The sequence below is a fragment of the Glutamicibacter bergerei genome (assembly GCF_054495185.1).
The window spans coordinates 2,747,921-2,764,373 of record NZ_CM137131.1 but is presented as its reverse complement, the minus strand read 5'-3'; the positions used below and the strand labels follow the sequence as shown (position 1 = coordinate 2,764,373).

Below are 16,453 nucleotides of genomic sequence, written 5' to 3'. Positions count from 1 at the left end.
ACGTAGACTGAAGGTATGTCTTCGATTACCACTCAAGTCAATCAAGTTGCTGGTCGCGCCAGATCAATATTCGCGGAGCGCGCGGTGCGTTCGCAGATCACCGAGGCGGGCCAAGAACTGACTGCGGCGGAGCATGTCTTATTTTTCGCCGAAGCGCCCGCACAGTTTTACCAACTAGGGGTCTGGCTTGAGACCTTCGAAAGACTAGCCGCGCAAGGTCATTCGGTAGGCGTGGTGGTAATGGATGCCTTGTCGGCCCGTGAACTATTAAAGGCCAGCAAGCTTCCGGTATTTTTCACTCGTTCCATCGAACAAATCGAGACGCTGCTAACCAAGCTCGGCACACGAAGCATCAGCTATGTGAATAATTCACAACGTAACTTCACCATGCTGCGCTTCAACGGACCAGCGCATATTCACTTAAATCATGGCGAGAGCGAAAAGGCCTCAATGGTCTCGAACCAGCTCAAAGCCTATGATTATGCCTGCGTGGCAGGGCCGGCGGCGGTGGAACGAATTTCTGAATCCATAGCTCGCTTCGATACCAAACACCTAGTGCAGATTGGGCGCCCGCAGTTGGACGCGCTCACCCCCGAACTGCCCGCAACCCAAACCAGGGTGCTCTATGCTCCAACATGGGAGGGTGACTCTGCCACCATGGATTATTCATCGGTGATGAAGATGGGTGAGAGTATTTTGGCCCAGTTCGAGGGGGACAACAGGTTTGAGGTGCGCTTCCGCCCGCACCCGAAAACCGGTGATCATTCAGCAGAGATGAAAAAAGAAATTACCGCGCTACGCGCCCGTTTCGCAGCTCAACTAGATCCAATAGCTGATGCGGGCCAATCCTTGGTCTGGGCCGACGTTGCAATCTGCGATACCTCCGCGATGGCCTACGACGCGGTCGCGCTCAACGTTCCGCTTTTCCTCACTGGCCATCGTCCCTCGCAACTTCGCGAACGCCTGCCACATGAACAACTTTTGGAGTCCCCTAATGGGCTGGCTCAGCGTGTGGCAGAACTGGCCGACGGCGGGGTACCGGGCCGGCAGAAACAGCTGGCCCAATATTTCTTCGCCACGACCTCACCCGGTCAGGCAACCAAAAAACTGGGCCAGCTGTTGGAATCCGTTTAACGCTGGAGAAATACGGTGTTCTGCCAGTCTCGGTGAGCAGCGGTATCGTGCGAGATCAATACATGTTTCACGTTCGTGTACTCATCAAATGAGTACTGGCTCATGTCTTTGCCCATTCCGGAAGCTTTGTAACCACCATGGGGCATTTCCGAAACAATGATGATGTGCTCGTTGATCCACACGCAGCCGGCCTGAATTTGCGCGCTCGCACGCATGGCCCGGTTGATGTCTTTGGTCCACGCACTCGCGGCTAAACCGTACGGTGTATCGTTAGCCAGCTTGATAGCTTCATCATCGGTTTCAAACGGTAAGGCAACCAGCACCGGACCGAAGACCTCCTGCTGTACGATTTCTGAATCTTGCGTGGCATTGACCAGCAAAGTTGGTCGGTAAAAATTACCTGGACCATCTAGTTTTGTGCCGCCGGACAATACCGTGGCTCCGGCATCCACCGCGCGTGCCACCATCGAAGAAACCTTCTCCACATGGGCCTCGCTAATAAGCGCTCCCATGTCGGTATTTGGGTCTGTCGGATCACCAACCACCATCTGGCTCATCAACTGAGCCACGCGTCCGGTGAACTTCTCAAAAACCGAGGAGTGAACATAGGCGCGGGTAGCTGCCGTGCAGTCCTGCCCCGCGTTGATTGTTGAGCCGGCCACCGCACCATGGGCAGCTGCTTCAATATCTGCGTCATCAAACACCACAAAGGGAGCTTTGCCACCAAGCTCTAGGTGCACTCGTTTGCCAGTCTCCGCGGCCATAGACATGATCTTCAAACCGACCTGTGTGGAGCCGGTAAATGAGGTCATCTTCACCAGCTGGTGCCTTACCAATGCCTGGCCTACGGTGCTTCCACTTCCCACCACGACGTTGACTACTCCATCTGGCAATCCAGCGGTCTTAGCAGCGAGCGCGAAGAGCAGACTTGTCCCCGGGGTCAGCTCGCTGGGTTTGAGCACAATGGTGTTTCCTGCGGCGATGGCCGGCAGGATTTTCCAGGCGGCCATTTGCAGCGGGTAATTCCATGGAGCAATGGAGCCCACCACACCTAGTGGCTCCCGACGAATCATGGAGGTGCTATTACCTGCGTAATCACCGGAAGCCAGTCCTTGGAGGTGGCGGGCAGCCCCGGCAAAAAAGTTCACGTTGTCTATCGAACCTGGGACATCAAATTCGGTAGACATTCGCATGCTCTTACCGGTCTGCGAGGTTTCCACCTCCGCTAAGACCTGTGCTTGGTTTTGCAGCTCACGAGCTAACGCTAAGAGATGATCCGAGCGTTCGGCAGGGGTGATAGCGGACCAGGTAATAAAGGCTTGCGTTGCCGCGTGGACCGCTTGGTCAACTTCTTCGGGGCTAGCGGTATCGATCTCTTCGAGTAGTTCGCCGGTGGCAGGATTGATTCTGCTGAGCACCTCACCGGTACCGCGTAGCCAGGAGCCGTTAATGAACTGGTGTCCGTGCGAAAATTTGAAGCCTGACATGTTCTACCGTTCCTTAAAATGTAGTGAGCGCCATTACCGGCTGAGATAAACTTTGCGAATTTTCTGGGTGACTCGCCATTCGGTGTGCATCCCCGAATACAACCGGATTAGTGCGCCGGGAAATAGTTCGAGATGTTGGGAGCGAAAGCCGTCAACCGGAAGGATCTCTACAATTCCGGCCCCGCTGAGCACCACAAAGAACTCATCGGATTCGAGATCTTTTATGGCACCGATAGACATCTCCCAGATGCCTACTTCTGTTTCGTCTAGCTCACCGACCGCATAGAACCCGGAGCTGGTCTGCACTGAACCAAGCTGTTGTGATGATGCGACGGCAGTGGAATCCAACTCGAAAGTATTGGCATCAACAAGTAATGCCTGCGGTTTGTGCGAATCAGTCATTAGGAATCAAATCCCATGCCAATCTTGTCCATGACCTTTAAAAAGACCGGACGTTTACCTTCGTTATGATCTGCCCTGATCAGCTGGTTGGTCATTAATTGAACCCCCACGTAGGCCGCTGGTTCCGGTGGGAATGGCAATGGTTTCGTACGGACCATTTCCAACTCGGTCAGTTCAGTCTTAGCTCCTGAGAGCAGGTCCAACATGACTTTGGCGCCGAACCTAGTGGCTCCAACGCCAAGGCCGGTAAACCCAGCACAATACGCAACTTTTCCTCCGTGAGTCAGATCAAAGAAGGAGAAGAAGCGTGAGCAGGTATCTATAGCGCCGCCCCAGGCATGAGAAAACTTCACATCTTTGAGTTGCGGAAAACTACCGAAAAAGTGGGCCGCTAACTTCTCGAAGGTGGCAGGGCTACTGTCATAGCTCGAACGGATCCGGCCGCCAAAATGATACACAGCATCGTAGCCTCCGTAGAGGATCCGGGTTTTTCCTTGCGAATCAATGGTGGGGCGGGCGTAGTGGAATCGATTGTTTAGATCTGCCAGACCTACGGGCTCGGCCCAGCCTAAAGCTTGCTGTTGTTCTTCGGTCAGTGGTTCGGTCATCAGCGCATAGTCATATACGGGGATCACCCTCGCATGGTGACGTTTGAGCAGTGAGGGGAAAACATTGGTGGCTAAGGCGATGCGTTCCGCAGTGATTTGCCCGGCCTCAGTCAGAACCCGGACGTGGGTACCTGTATCTCTTAGCTCGGTCGCTCGGGTGTGCTCGTAGATCCGCACTCCCAGTTCGCGGCAAACTCTAGCTAGCTCCCAAGCAAGCTTTGCAGGGTGAACCAACGCGGTGGATTTTCGGTCTAGCGAGCCGGCCAGAAAATCGGGGGAGTTGATCAGCTTCTTCACTGCAACGGCATCGAGGAATTCGATCCCGTCCGATTCTGCGGCTTCAGCGACCCAAGAAACCTGATGCGACTCGGTGGCTACCTCAAGTACACCGGCACGGGTGAAGTCCACGTCCATGTTGTAACGTTCTACGGTGGCTTGGAATTCATCGAGGTTTTGGGTCCCAAACTGGCCAAGTAGCTCGTTTTCTTTCGGTAGGTGGTTTGCGCCATTAGCCTCCCCATGAACCAACGAGGCTTCACAAAATCCACCGTTTCGTCCTGAAGCGGCCCATCCGATGCGGTGGGACTCGATGAGTACTACATCACGATGTGGATCTCTCTCTTTGGCTTGTAGCGCGGTCCACAGGCCGGTGTAACCCCCGCCGATGACGAGCAGATCTGCCTCGGTGTTTGATTCCAAAGCGGAGGTCGCTTCGGGGCGTTGTGCATGATCCAGCCAGTAGGAACCGTGCTTCGCGCTTTCTAGCGATTTCTTGATGTGCTCGGGCGATGCATTGGCTTCATGCCGGTCGAATGTCAAAGTTTTGGGGTTTCTCATTAGTGTTCCTCAGCTTGTTACGAGCGGAAAATAGTTAGGCCGGTAACGTCAGTGGAACGACTAATGGGCACAAGGCGACGACGGGGATTTGGGTCTTGAGAAACGCAGGAACTTGCGTAGCTCGTTGTCCATGAATAGCACCGTGCCGGGAAGTGAAGCGTACCGGGGCATGATTCGATAGCCAGTGGCTGGCCACGGATATCCCTCTTCTCGGAAGTACTTGCCTCGTAGTGAACGTCATTCATTACTTATCTAAGCCCGGATTGTGAGGTAGGTCAAGAGATATTTTGAGATGCCTATGTGTCTGTTGGAACGGTCAAACGCGTGTGGCCCAGAAGTAATCTGGGCCACACAAAATTTCTACCTCGCATCCAGTAGGTCCGAGCTTCGTATTCGCGAACGGTTGAGGATGGTCGCTGCAAAGAACGTGAGTACGAGCTCGCTAACACCAACCGCAAGCATGGGGATCGCTTGCGCTGAGTGGTGAGAGGCTGAGGATGTCGAATGATGAGCCACTGCTCCGGGAAGCCCTAGGACCATGATGATGTGCATCAATGCCATCAGCGCACTCATCAGCATTAATGCCTGTACAGACTCGCCTTGGAGGACGCCGCGAGCGCATTTTAGGCACCAGAATGTCATCACCAGGATGAGCAAACTCCAGCCCAACCCATGTGGTGCCATGACCAGTAACCCCAGGTGCGCGGCGGCCAGCAAGCACGTTGCGATTAGCAGGACCTTCGTGCTGAAGCTCTGAGATTTATCCCTGAGCGGAGCAGCATCCACCGGAAGACTCCGCCTCGGTGGAGCAGCAACCGTGCTTGGCGGGTTCCGGAACATCCAGTGCGGGTGAGCGGTCAAAGAATCCCTCCGGGCGGATCTTGAAGCCGACAGTGTCTACCGGCATGATGGGCCAGTCTTCGGTGCGGGGGAAATGTGTCAACGCGAAGGTGTGCCACAAGCTAATCTCTTCACGATCAATATTCTTATCGTCTTCAATCCACGAACCGATACCTTCCACACCGGGGTTTTGATTGACGAAGTCCCCGGTTGGGTAGCGCTGCGCCGGATTGCGTTTGGTCACCCATAATGCTTTGGACGCGAATTCTGCGCGTTGATGTATCGAAGATCCTTCAGCGGCGAGCAAGGTTGGCAGTCCCTGTGGCAAAAGCTTGTAACCTACGGACTTACCTAAATAGTTCTTTGATTCAGGATTGGTGACCACCCAAGTACGTCCAGCGGGCATATTCGCGTCGCGAACTGCTTGCTTCTCTGTGCCAAGCACCGTGTGGGAACGGCTAAATGCGTTACCGCGCGGGTTCTCTTTGCTGATTGGGAGTCGCACGGCTTCCTCTTCGATGACCTGACTTGGCCCATCATCAAGTGCGAAGTCCAAACGAGCGCCGAAGATGTGCTGATGGAAGGGTGCTCCCAATCCCGGGGCCATTTCCGAAGCAAAACGCTCGTCACGCATTGCGGAGGTGAAGACGATACCAGTGGCTTTTGCCTCGAATTCGATGGTGCCATCGAGGTAGAGGTACCAGTAAAAACCGTAGTCATAGTTGCCCACGGTGGTGAAGAAGCTGATGACCAGTCGGCGATTGCGACGGGTGTACTTCACCCCAGACCAATCATCGGCGTGCTTGGACAGAATCGAGGCGTCTTCCTCGTGCATGCAGATCCCGTTAGTGATTGTCCGGGCGTTTCCGTCTGCATCAGTGACTACCGGTGAGATGTAGTGAATTTCTCCGAGGCAATCACAACCGAGCTCTAGTGAGTTGGCCAACCGGCCAATCAAGTATTCGCCGGTATCGAAGTAGTTCTGCCAGCTGCGCACAGGTGACGGGTCTCCGTAAGGAACTACCATCTCGGCGATGGAGGCCCGGTCCAAGATACGGCGATCGTTGCCCTTGTCGTTAAAGGCGATGTTGTAGAGTACTAGTCCTTCGCGCATGTCGAAGCCGATATCCAGTGACCATTTTTCCCATTCAACATGGTTACCCGAGCTGACCGTGAAGCTGGCTCCTTCGGGCTGAGTGATCTCGATAGGTTTCTGCGTGGTGCGAAGCGGCCCGGTCAGTTCGGGGTCGGTATAGTTTCCGTGGGTCTCGGGAACCGGTACGATCTCCAGATCTAAGAGTTGATCGACGGTGCCGGCGATGGTGTCAATGTAAACGACCAGCCCGTCCACCGGGTGGGCCCAAGCCGAATCTTCGGCGAAGTCTTGACGGAATGCGAGACCACGTAGGATGCGGCGACCAGATTCTTCCGGGTATTCCTCGGCATAAACGCCTGCCGACAAGGGGGCCACACGTACTTGATCCGGTGTGAGGCCACGCTTTTTGAGGGCGGCTATCCACTGTGGATCGACAGCAAGAATTGATTCCACCATTTCGAACTCTTCGAGCAACACCGGCATCTGACCTGCCAACGCTGAGTCCAAATCAACAACCGAAGTCACCGAATTTTCACTGAGGTTCAGCTCGATATCCTTCGGGGAATTGGTGATCTTGTCTAGAAGCATGACTCGAATATGCCGACCTGCACGCTGATGACTTGGATCTTCTAGACCCAAATACGCAATGCGGGTGTGCTCGGTGAATAGTTGATTGTCGATCAAAAGCTGTTTTGCGGCACCAATTTCGGTTTCGCTAAGCAGGGTGTAATCGGTCGCTGTCGTGGTGGGCATGACGAACTCCTTCGGCATTTGAATGTGATCTGCAACATTTATTATTCTCTGTTTGTAGAGAATACGCGTGACTGGAATGTGACGCAACCCATCAATGCAACAAAAATAATGTTGGCTAGGCTTGAGGCATGCCAAAAATTGTTGACCATGACCAACGCCGCCGTGAGATCGTAGAGGTCACCTGGCGATTTATCGCGCGCGAAGGAATTGAGAAACTTAATCTTCGGGACCTAGCGGCTGCTGCTGGGTATTCCAATGGCGCCCTGAAGCCTTACTTCCCGACACGGGACTCCTTGCTGGCCGCGACCTTCAACTATGTCGCCGAGTCAACGGAGAAGCGGGTTGCCCGCACCACCTCAGGGTTGAGTGCTTTAGAAGCGATTGCCGCTTTCGCCCGTGAAGTGCTCCCACTAGATGAACTGCGATGCGATGAGGCCCGCGTAGCCGTCCACTTCTGGCATCTAGCGCTGGGGGACCCGCACTTGGCGGCGGTAAACGCCGGCACTATGGACCGCTGGCGCTCCCTACTTGATTTCTGGCTAGAACAGCTACTCGGCACCGGACACCCGAAAGCGAATGCTGCGCGTGACTCGTTGATTAACTTTTTGATGGGAGCGCAGGCCGGAAGCGTGCTCGATAATGCGATCAACACTCCCTCCTCCCTTGAAGGTCAGTTGGAATATCGGCTTGAGACGCTGCAGTACATCGCGACGGCGCGCTAAGCGGAAATTCTCCGCGTGCAGAAAATAGTGACATTTCCCTCCGCTAGGCGTACCCTCGATCGTGATGCTTGGCACATAATCGTCCTGGGCGGAGAGGGAACGCATGTATCAACTTCAGCACGTGGACTCGTTCACCGCATGGTCGCGGCTCATCTCTGACGCATTTGTTAAACTGCGCAGTGAACAGGTCACCGCCGGACATTTTGCTGCCACTCTTGGCACCAACACGCTTGGTGACATCGGGCTGATGCGCATCCAAGCCAAACCACACGCGGTACGACGCACCGAAGAGCTCACCACGAGTGGAGACGGCGCTTTCTACAAAGTTTCATATCAGATCCAAGGCCATGGATTGCTGATCCAAGATGGCCGGGAAACCCTGTTATCGCCTGGGGATCTGGCTATTTACGACACTCAGCGTCCATATACCTTGGCCTTTGAAAAACCAGCCTCGATTATGGTCACCCTGATACCGCATGAACAATTTCGGCTCTCCCAGCAACAGGTCGGACAGCTGACGGCAGTCGCACTCAAAAGCGCTCACCCACTTTCTGGGACCGTCACCCCATTGCTCAGTCATTTAGGGAAGAACCTCTCGCAGTGGGACGATTTTGGCGGATCTGCACTGGCTCGCAACACCGTGGATTTACTGGCCACGGCATTAGGCGGTGCCTTGGGAACCGAAAATCATGCGGATACCAAGAATAATCAGCGCGAACGCATCACCAGATACATAGATGCGCACCTGTCTGAAATGGAACTAAGCCCAGCGCGCATCGCAGCCGCACATTTCATTTCGGTGCGCAGCTTGCATGCCTTATTCGCCGATGAACCACTGAGCGTTGCGGCGCTGATCCGTCACCGCCGGCTAACCGAAGCTTCTGGACTGCTAAACGACCCAATGCTCAAGGAACTTTCCGTGCAAAGTATCGGCGCCCGTGTGGGAATTGGTGACGCTGCAGGTTTTAGTCGGATGTTTTCCCGAGAATTTGGGATGACCCCCGGAAGATATCGTCAGACCATTTAAGCTCCGTAGTTAAGATCTGCACTCGAAGGCAATCGGCGTGCACGCAAGGCCAAGGAAATACGTGGCGGCTACGAGATCCTGAAAACACAATACTTACTTATTGGGGGATCAAATGGGATTGGAACAACGCACACTGACGGTGCCCGCATTAGTCGTCATGATCATTGCCGCCAGCGCACCGCTTACCGCGGTAGCAGGCGGGGTGACAACGAACTATGCGGTTACCGGGATGGACTCAGTACCTTTGTCTTTCTTGCTCATTGGAGCTGTATTGCTGGTGTTCAGCGTTGGATACACTGCGATGAGCCGGCATATCCCAAATGCCGGAGCCTTTTACGCGTATGTCGCCGAAGGCTTGGGCAAGGCTCTGGGCGTCGGCGCCGCCATGGTCGCGCTGGTCAGCTACAACCTGATGCAGATTGGCATTTATGGCATGTTCGGGTTTGCCGCGTCCTCCTTCAGTAATGGGTTGATGGGCACCTCGATCCCTTGGTGGGTTATGGCGTTGGTGGCCTGGGTCGTGGTCGGCTTTCTAGGCATGAACCGAGTCGACTTTTCCGTCAAGATTCTGGGCTTCGTGGTGGCGGCAGAATTTCTGGTCGTAATCATCTACAACATCATGGCTTTCAGCCTGGCGCCGGAGGCTCCCCAGCCCGAAGCCGCGTTTAACCTTGGCGATGCAGTGGCTCCCGGAATGGGTGCGGTTATGGCCTTTACTATTGCCGCTTTTATGGGGTTTGAATCAGGAACTATCTACAACGAAGAGGTCAAAGATCCCAAACGGACCGCCCGCAGGGCGACCATGATCGCGATCATCATCATCGCGTGCTTTTATGCGTTCTCGGCCTTTGCTGTAGCGGTAGGAGAAGGGGCATCCAACGTCATGGGATCCACCGCCGAATTTGGGCCGGACTTGTTGTTCGTTTTCTTCAGCGCATACACCCCGACCTGGTTTGTGGATCTGGCTAACGTCCTGTTTATCACCAGCTTGTTTGCCGCGCTACTGGCATTCCATAACGTCATTGCTCGGTACTTTTACTCCATGGGACGCGGGGGAGCACTTCCAAAATTCCTTGCCCGTACTTCACGAACCACACACGCCCCGGTAGCTGGATCCCTGGCGCAATCGTTAGTGGCCGTCCTGGTCATCGCGGTCTTCGCGGTCATTTCTACCGGTAAAGATCCGATGTACATCGTCTTTACCATGTTCACCTGGATGACGAACTCCGCCGCCTACGGACTGGTGCTGCTGATGGCACTGACTTCCTTCGCTGTGATCGGCTACTTCATCCGCCACCGGACCAAAGATTCGGTATTCACACGGGTGGTAGCCCCACTGTTATCTGGGATTGCCCTGATCTACGTTTTTGCTCAAATTGTCATCAACTTCGATGTCTTGCTTGGAATGGAAGAACCGGGCATGCTCGGATATATCTTGCAAGCCATCGTAATTTTGCCCGGGCTCATTGGTTGGGTACTGGCGTTGTTCATACGCTCGCGTTCAGCCACTGCAGAACCGGAGCAAGAAAAACTTCCCGTCGTTTCACCTTCTCAGCACTAAAGGAGCTCTCATATGTCGTACTCAAACGCCGAAGAATTATTGGCGGCTATTCAGCCAGCAACAGGTGGCACCGAGATTCTTGACCCGGCCACCGGTGAATTGGTCGGACGCGTAGCCCAAGGCAGTGTCGCAGACCTTGAGGCAGCGGTTGACACGGCCCATAAGGCACAACCGGCGTGGGATGCGCTTGGCCATGAAGAACGCAAACGCTTGCTGAACGCGGCAGCCGATAGTATTGAGGCCAACGCTGAAGCATTGGCAGAGCTGCTCTCGCGCGAACAGGGCAAACCTCTCAACGGGCCTAACGCACGATTTGAAGTCGGCGGAGCCGCTGCCTGGCTCCGCGCATCCACCGCCTACGATATCGAACCAGAAGTAGTGGTTGATGACGGGGAAACCTACGCAACCAAACATTACCGAGCCTTGGGCGTAGTGGGCGCCATCGGCCCGTGGAACTGGCCAATGATGATCTCCATCTGGCAGCTGGCTCCGTCGTTGCGTATGGGAAATACCGTGGTGATGAAGCCTAGTGAGTACACCCCACTGTCGGTGCTTGCCTTAGGCCATATCCTCAATGAAGTATTGCCAGCCGGCGTGCTGCATATTGTCGCCGGAGGACGCGACGTGGGCGAGAAGCTTTCCTCGCACCCGCTCATTAGCAAGATCATGTTCACCGGTTCCACTCCAACGGGCAAGGCCATCATTCGTTCCTCAGCGGATACGGTCAAACGGCTGACCCTGGAACTAGGCGGAAACGACGCCGGAATCGTCTTGGAAGATGCAGATCCTCAGGCAATTGCCGAAGACCTGTTCTGGGGTGCTTTTATCAATACCGGCCAGACCTGCGCGGCGCTCAAGCGACTCTACGTTCCGGAATCAATTTATGACCAGGTCTGTGAAGCGCTCACCAATGTGGCTGCCAAAATGCCGATGGGCGTGGGGCTGGATGAAAATAACGTGCTTGGCCCACTGCAGAACAAGGCCCAGTTCGAGATTGTGGCGGATCTAGTCCAAGACGCAATCGATTCCGGTGCCAAGGTTCTGCTCGGTGGCAATCCGGATCTGCAAGCACCAGGGTACTTCTATCCCACGACGTTGATCGCGGATATAGATCCACAGAACCGGTTGGTGACCGAGGAACAGTTTGGACCGGCCTTGCCAATCATCAAGGTCAAGGATGTCGAAGAGGCAATTGGGCATGCGAATGCGTTGGAGACCGGGTTGGGGGCGTCGGTGTGGAGCTCGGACCGGCAGCAGGCTCTCGCGGTGGCTGCACGGATCCAAGCTGGAACGGTGTGGATTAATTCGCACGGAACTATCGATCCACGGATTCCTTTTGGTGGGGCTAAACAATCAGGTTATGGGCTGGAATTTGGTCTGGATGGGCTCAAATCACTGGCACAGCCACAGCTAATCAAGGGCTGAGCATAACCGAGCACGAAGATTCTAGGGCGGTGCCCGATGCTGTCCAAGGCATCGGGCACCGCCCGCAAACGCCCATGGGCTAGTTGATGATTTCATTGCCTGGATCGTCGCTGATCCTTGCAATTCTCTCGCGCCAGGCCTGCAACGCCGCGGAAGTCAACCGCGTCCAGTCATGGACTTCTCGGATCACGCGTACCGGTGCGGTGCTGCGATAAGAACGAGTCGGGTTGCCGGGGAACTTCTTATCGGTCACGTTGGGGTCGTCCTCATACGCGCCCGTCGGTTTTACCTCGTAGACGTGGGCGGTGCCATCCAACGCCGCGATTTCGGCCGCCAGCCCTGCACCGTCGGCAAACGCCGTGAAGTAGACATGGTTCATGATGATTTCCGGCCGGTAATTCGACGGGAATCCGGCAGTCAATACTTCCCCTGGCTGCAGCTCGGCTTTGGTGCCGTGGAAGAATGGGCCGTCTTCAAGTTCCTTGGTCATAGGCCACGAGGATAGCCTCCAATGCCGATTTGTGAAAGCGTGCTCTACGGATTCCCACGTATATTGGGATGTGAACCGGCATCAATATTTGGAGGGCAACGCGTGCCTATTTTGAACAAGGACATGACCTTATGTATTTCGTTATCGGGTCAACCGTCTAACATCGGGACCCGGTTCCACAATTACTTGTATGAAGAACTCGGGCTGAACTTCGTCTACAAGGCCTTCTCAACCGATGACCTCGCCGGTGCCATCACTGGTGTCCGAGCCTTGGGCATCCGCGGTTGCTCGGTATCCATGCCGTTCAAGGAAGATGTTATGGCAATGGTCGATGAAATCGAGCCTTCGGCCAAAGCAATCGACTCGGTGAACACCATCGTAAATACCAACGGGCGACTGGTCGCTTCCAACACGGACTTCGAAGCGATCGCGACGCTCATCGAACGCCATAAGCTGGATCCAGGAAGCAGTGTGCTGGTCCGCGGCTCCGGTGGAATGGCCAAGGCAGTGGTCGCGGCCTTCCGCGAAGCGGGTTTCCTTGACCTGACCGTGTTGGCTCGCAATGAAGGTTCCGGGCAAGCCCTGGCTGATAAATACGGCTACGGTTTTGTCGGGGTCGACCCTGCCCCGGGACACAATGTCCTTGTGAACGTTACACCGCTGGGCATGGACGGTGCACAGTCCGAAGAGCTCTCATTCAGTGCGCAGCAGATACGCTTAGCCCGAAGCGTATTCGACGTCGTGGCTTTCCCGAGCGAAACACCGTTGATCCGCGTAGCGCGTAGCGCCGGCAAACAAGTAATCACTGGCGCCGAAGTCATTGCCCTGCAAGCCGCGGCCCAGTTTGAGAAGTACACCGGCCAAGCGCCCACCGAGGAACAGGTTCTCCGCGCTTCCGAGTTCTCGCGGGAATCCTGAATTTTCGAAAGAGGGAGTGGTTCTTGATGGCGGTAGTCGTCCTGTCCGTGACAGTTTTCCACGAAAAGCCGTCAGCAGCAGGAAGTGCTTGCTGTCGTAACGAACCACCGAATGATCTGCCGACGACACGACGACACGACGGAACGTGGCTGAGGTTCTGCTTCAGCGGAGCCATCAGTATGGATATCGACAGCCCGTCCGGCACGATGATCGTGCAATTCCCGGACACACAACCACTGATGCTCGGTGGTAGCGGTGGTTTGTCTGCTGCCGTAGCCGCAGTCTGAGCGTTACGCGGGCGGCATGGACTTGAAGGACACCCCGGGCTTGCCTACCTGCGTTCATTGGAACAGGGCCAAACAATCAGGTTATGGATTAGGATTTGGCCTGGATGGGTTCAAATCACTGGCACAGCCACAGCTGATTAAAGACTAAGGATGGGTAGCAAGATATACTAACTGGTGCCCGAATTCGGTATGTTGGGCACCACCTAAGTTCCGTGGTTTTGTTTCGTGGAGAACTGCGTGCAAGGTCTCTGGCTGATCCCTGCGCGCCCCCGGACCCATTGAGTCACGACGTTTAAGGAATCAATAACTACATGGTTAAAGAGCACCTCGACAGCAGTATTTCGCTGGCTCAAATTGAAGCATTGATAACGATAGTAGACTATGGGTCCTTTACCGCGGCTGCTGATATTTTGGGGATCTCACAACCTTCATTATCTCGTCGGATCCGCGCTCTTGACCGAATCCTTGGAGTGCCAGTATTTCGCGCAGTGGGACGGGATATGGTGCTCACGGAGCTAGGACGAAGCATCATCCCGGCAGGGCGGCGTGCATTACGTGAAATGGCGGCTATCGGGGTTACTGCTTCGTCTAATCGTGCCTTGACGTCCGGATCGTTGCGTATCGCTGGACTGCCCTCGCTTGTGGCGGGGATAATGCCTGAATATCTGGGACAGTTTCACCGGCGCCATCCGGGAATCCGGATCGAGATTCTGAGCGTGGAAGACCATGACCAGCTTGTCGAAGCACTTCGCTTAAACCGCGCAGATCTCGCTTTCGGAGTGAACCAGCGTATACCAGCTGATCTAACCGTGCATTCTCTTCGAGATCAGCAATTTTCGGCTGTTGTTTCTCAGGACCTAAACTTGGGCTCCGAAGTAAAGCTTGACGCAGATATTCTCAACTCCCTGACCTTGGTAACTCTTCCACAGGGAACTTCAATCCGTAGGATCACCGATGAGGTGTATCGGAATCTCAAGGCCGCCGCACCGCGGCTAATCACCACAACCCAGCGTGACGCGTTGGTGAATTTGAGCATTGCAACCGGCGGCATCACGATGGTTCCCCGAGTGTTGGCCAGCACAGCCCAGATCTTCGGGGGCCAGCAGATTCCCTTAGACCTGTCTGCGGCCAGACCTTTGGGCATCTTCTATCGGCGCGAAGAATTCGGCAATCCCGCCTTGGAGAAATTCATTGAGTACATGTGAGTTTGGAATCTCAATGGTAGTTCCGGTCCCGCATGTTGGCGCCGAAAACATCGTGTCTCATGCATCTGAGGTATAGATCAGATCGCGTCGGCTATTGGTTTTCATGAATTACCCCGTGTTCTGCTGGATATGCATTTCGATACAGTACACAAACAGGGGAATACGGATCCATGACCATTCAGCGATCGCCGGCATCCGGTAGACGTTTTTTTCTGCGACGCCGCCGGCGCATTCTCGCTGTGATTGCGATTGTGATCTCCCTAGCGGTACTGGTGGTTGCCTGTTTTGGCATTCTGCGTCTGCAAGGAAATATTAAAGTTTCAGCACTCAGGGCTTCTGAAGTCGATATCCCTGATTCGAGCCAGGGATTAAACGTGTTGATCCTTGGATCGGATAGTCGCGAGTTCAGTTCCACTGGTTTTGGTGCTGACACAGGTTCTCAACGGAGCGATTCCATGCTCCTGATGCATCTGCCCCCAGGAAATGGGCGTATCGAAGCGATTCAGATTCCCCGGGATACTGTGCTGCATCGCCCAGCATGTGAAGATACCGGGTTCGGATATTATTCCGGTGGATATGGCATGATCAACTCCGCGCTTAATTACGGTCCGGCTTGTTCGGTCGCTGCCGTGGAAGAACTGACCGGTGTTCACCTGAATCACTTTATTGAAGTGAATTTTGAAGGATTTATCTCGATCGTCAACGCACTGGACGGGATCAAGGTTTGTCTGAACAACTCGATGCGGGATTCCAAAGCAAATCTGAACCTTCCAGCGGGGCAACAGACTTTGGACGGACCGGACGCGCTCGCCTTAGCTCGAACCCGACACGCCATTGGTGATGGGAGCGACATCGCCCGATTGGGTAATCAACAGATGGTGATGTCCGCGATTGTGCAACGGGCCAAGAGCAAAGAGGTGCTCACACGTCCAGACCGGCTCTATGCATTCCTTGACGCGATTACCTCCTCCATGACCGTCGACCCTGATTTGAGTTCGTTGGCGGAACTTACGGGCTTGGCAGCAAGAATTCAAGCAGTACCCACCGATCAGATAACTTTCACAACGATGCCCACTGAACCGGCTCCGGAGAACCCCAATCGCGTTGTTCCGGCCCCTGACGCGAAGCTCATCTTTGAACGCATCAGCCAAGATATTCCGGTGAACTCGGATAAGGAAGATCATCTCAGTAGAAAAGAAGAGGCAGAGTCTGCAATTCGTGAGGTAAGTGTGCTGATAACAAACGGCACAAACGTCAACGGTCTTGCCGACCAATATTCCCAGCTGGCGACGTCCAGTGGCTTTACAGTCTCCGGACTCAGTAATTCGCCAACGCTACAAAAACACACTCGCTTGTTAATCCCTGACTCCAAAGGAGCGAAAGAGGCTGCCACTGAACTGGCAAAAGCCACAAAGCTCGACATAAAAACAACTGTTTATGAAGGCGATAGCCTACAGCTGATCCTCGGTCAGGATTACGCAGATCTGCAGGTTCCGGACAAAAAAAGTATTAAGGCGCGAAGTCGCCAGGCGAACCAAGACCTCTGTGGTTGAAGAGTAAGTGAGGTCTCAGAACGCATGCGGAATTCCGAGGACAACCAATTTTCGTTGTAATGCCCTCAACGCTCTTACTTAGTCAACCTGCGAGGAAACTGTATCGCG

General features: G+C 54.5%; 14 protein-coding genes. 8 read left to right on the top strand and 6 right to left on the bottom strand.

Translation table 11 applies throughout. The features are described from left to right. Nucleotides 1-15 precede the first annotated feature (15 nt). A complete protein-coding gene (locus tag ACX5K5_RS12850; RefSeq protein ID WP_459174486.1) occupies nucleotides 16-1,134 on the top strand; it encodes a CDP-glycerol glycerophosphotransferase family protein in 1,119 nt (372 codons plus the stop codon). Here ACX5K5_RS12850 and ACX5K5_RS12845 read toward each other — a convergent pair. The 5 genes from ACX5K5_RS12845 to ACX5K5_RS12825 all read right to left on the bottom strand — a co-directional run bounded on the left by ACX5K5_RS12845 (nucleotide 1,131) and on the right by ACX5K5_RS12825 (nucleotide 7,157). After that, complete coding sequence (locus ACX5K5_RS12845) at nucleotides 1,131-2,621, bottom strand: gamma-aminobutyraldehyde dehydrogenase (RefSeq protein WP_346059322.1); 1,491 nt, start codon at nucleotides 2,619-2,621, stop codon at nucleotides 1,131-1,133. The genes ACX5K5_RS12850 and ACX5K5_RS12845 overlap by 4 nt on opposite strands. A gap of 33 nt (nucleotides 2,622-2,654) precedes the next feature. Then, nucleotides 2,655-3,023: a cupin domain-containing protein gene (locus ACX5K5_RS12840; RefSeq protein ID WP_188682881.1), complete on the bottom strand. Its 369-nt coding sequence runs from the start codon at nucleotides 3,021-3,023 to the stop codon at nucleotides 2,655-2,657. Continuing rightward, nucleotides 3,023-4,468 carry an NAD(P)/FAD-dependent oxidoreductase gene (locus ACX5K5_RS12835; RefSeq protein ID WP_459174485.1) on the bottom strand — a complete coding sequence of 482 codons (1,446 nt, stop codon included), beginning with the start codon at nucleotides 4,466-4,468 and terminating at the stop codon, nucleotides 3,023-3,025. Before ACX5K5_RS12835 ends, ACX5K5_RS12840 begins: the two co-directional genes overlap by 1 nt. A gap of 360 nt (nucleotides 4,469-4,828) precedes the next feature. After that, nucleotides 4,829-5,152 (bottom strand): hypothetical protein, encoded by a 324-nt coding sequence (locus ACX5K5_RS12830; protein WP_170947809.1) that lies wholly within the window; start codon nucleotides 5,150-5,152, stop codon nucleotides 4,829-4,831. Between the two features lie 76 nt (nucleotides 5,153-5,228). Then, nucleotides 5,229-7,157, bottom strand: coding sequence for a primary-amine oxidase (locus tag ACX5K5_RS12825; RefSeq protein WP_346059319.1), 1,929 nt, complete (start codon nucleotides 7,155-7,157; stop codon nucleotides 5,229-5,231). Nucleotides 7,158-7,285: 128 nt separating this feature from the next. Between ACX5K5_RS12825 and ACX5K5_RS12820 the strand changes: the two genes are divergently transcribed. The 4 genes from ACX5K5_RS12820 (at nucleotide 7,286) to ACX5K5_RS12805 (ending at nucleotide 11,892) form a co-directional block, all read left to right on the top strand. Continuing rightward, a complete protein-coding gene (locus tag ACX5K5_RS12820; RefSeq protein ID WP_459174484.1) occupies nucleotides 7,286-7,879 on the top strand; it encodes a TetR/AcrR family transcriptional regulator in 594 nt (197 codons plus the stop codon). A gap of 103 nt (nucleotides 7,880-7,982) precedes the next feature. Beyond that, a complete protein-coding gene (locus tag ACX5K5_RS12815; protein WP_443446950.1) occupies nucleotides 7,983-8,906 on the top strand; it encodes an AraC-like ligand-binding domain-containing protein in 924 nt (307 codons plus the stop codon). Between the two features lie 112 nt (nucleotides 8,907-9,018). After that, the gene (locus ACX5K5_RS12810) at nucleotides 9,019-10,467 is read left to right on the top strand and encodes an APC family permease (protein WP_459174483.1); all 1,449 of its coding nucleotides are present in this window, start codon (nucleotides 9,019-9,021) and stop codon (nucleotides 10,465-10,467) included. Nucleotides 10,468-10,479: 12 nt separating this feature from the next. Further along, on the top strand, nucleotides 10,480-11,892 hold the full coding sequence (locus ACX5K5_RS12805; RefSeq protein ID WP_459174482.1) for an aldehyde dehydrogenase family protein: 1,413 nt from the start codon (nucleotides 10,480-10,482) through the stop codon (nucleotides 11,890-11,892). A gap of 79 nt (nucleotides 11,893-11,971) precedes the next feature. Here the strand turns inward: ACX5K5_RS12805 and arr are convergent, their stop codons facing one another. Continuing rightward, a complete protein-coding gene (gene arr, locus ACX5K5_RS12800) occupies nucleotides 11,972-12,382 on the bottom strand; it encodes an NAD(+)--rifampin ADP-ribosyltransferase (protein WP_459174481.1) in 411 nt (136 codons plus the stop codon). 102 nt (nucleotides 12,383-12,484) lie between these two features. On the opposite strand from arr, the gene ACX5K5_RS12795 reads away from it, so the two are divergent. From ACX5K5_RS12795 to ACX5K5_RS12785, 3 genes are all read left to right on the top strand, one after another. Continuing rightward, nucleotides 12,485-13,300 (top strand): shikimate 5-dehydrogenase, encoded by an 816-nt coding sequence (locus tag ACX5K5_RS12795; RefSeq protein ID WP_459174480.1) that lies wholly within the window; start codon nucleotides 12,485-12,487, stop codon nucleotides 13,298-13,300. A gap of 598 nt (nucleotides 13,301-13,898) precedes the next feature. Continuing rightward, on the top strand, nucleotides 13,899-14,792 hold the full coding sequence (locus ACX5K5_RS12790; protein ID WP_459174479.1) for a LysR family transcriptional regulator: 894 nt from the start codon (nucleotides 13,899-13,901) through the stop codon (nucleotides 14,790-14,792). A 170-nt stretch (nucleotides 14,793-14,962) separates the two neighbouring features. After that, nucleotides 14,963-16,345: an LCP family protein gene (locus ACX5K5_RS12785; protein ID WP_459174478.1), complete on the top strand. Its 1,383-nt coding sequence runs from the start codon at nucleotides 14,963-14,965 to the stop codon at nucleotides 16,343-16,345. Nucleotides 16,346-16,453: the final 108 nt, after the last annotated feature.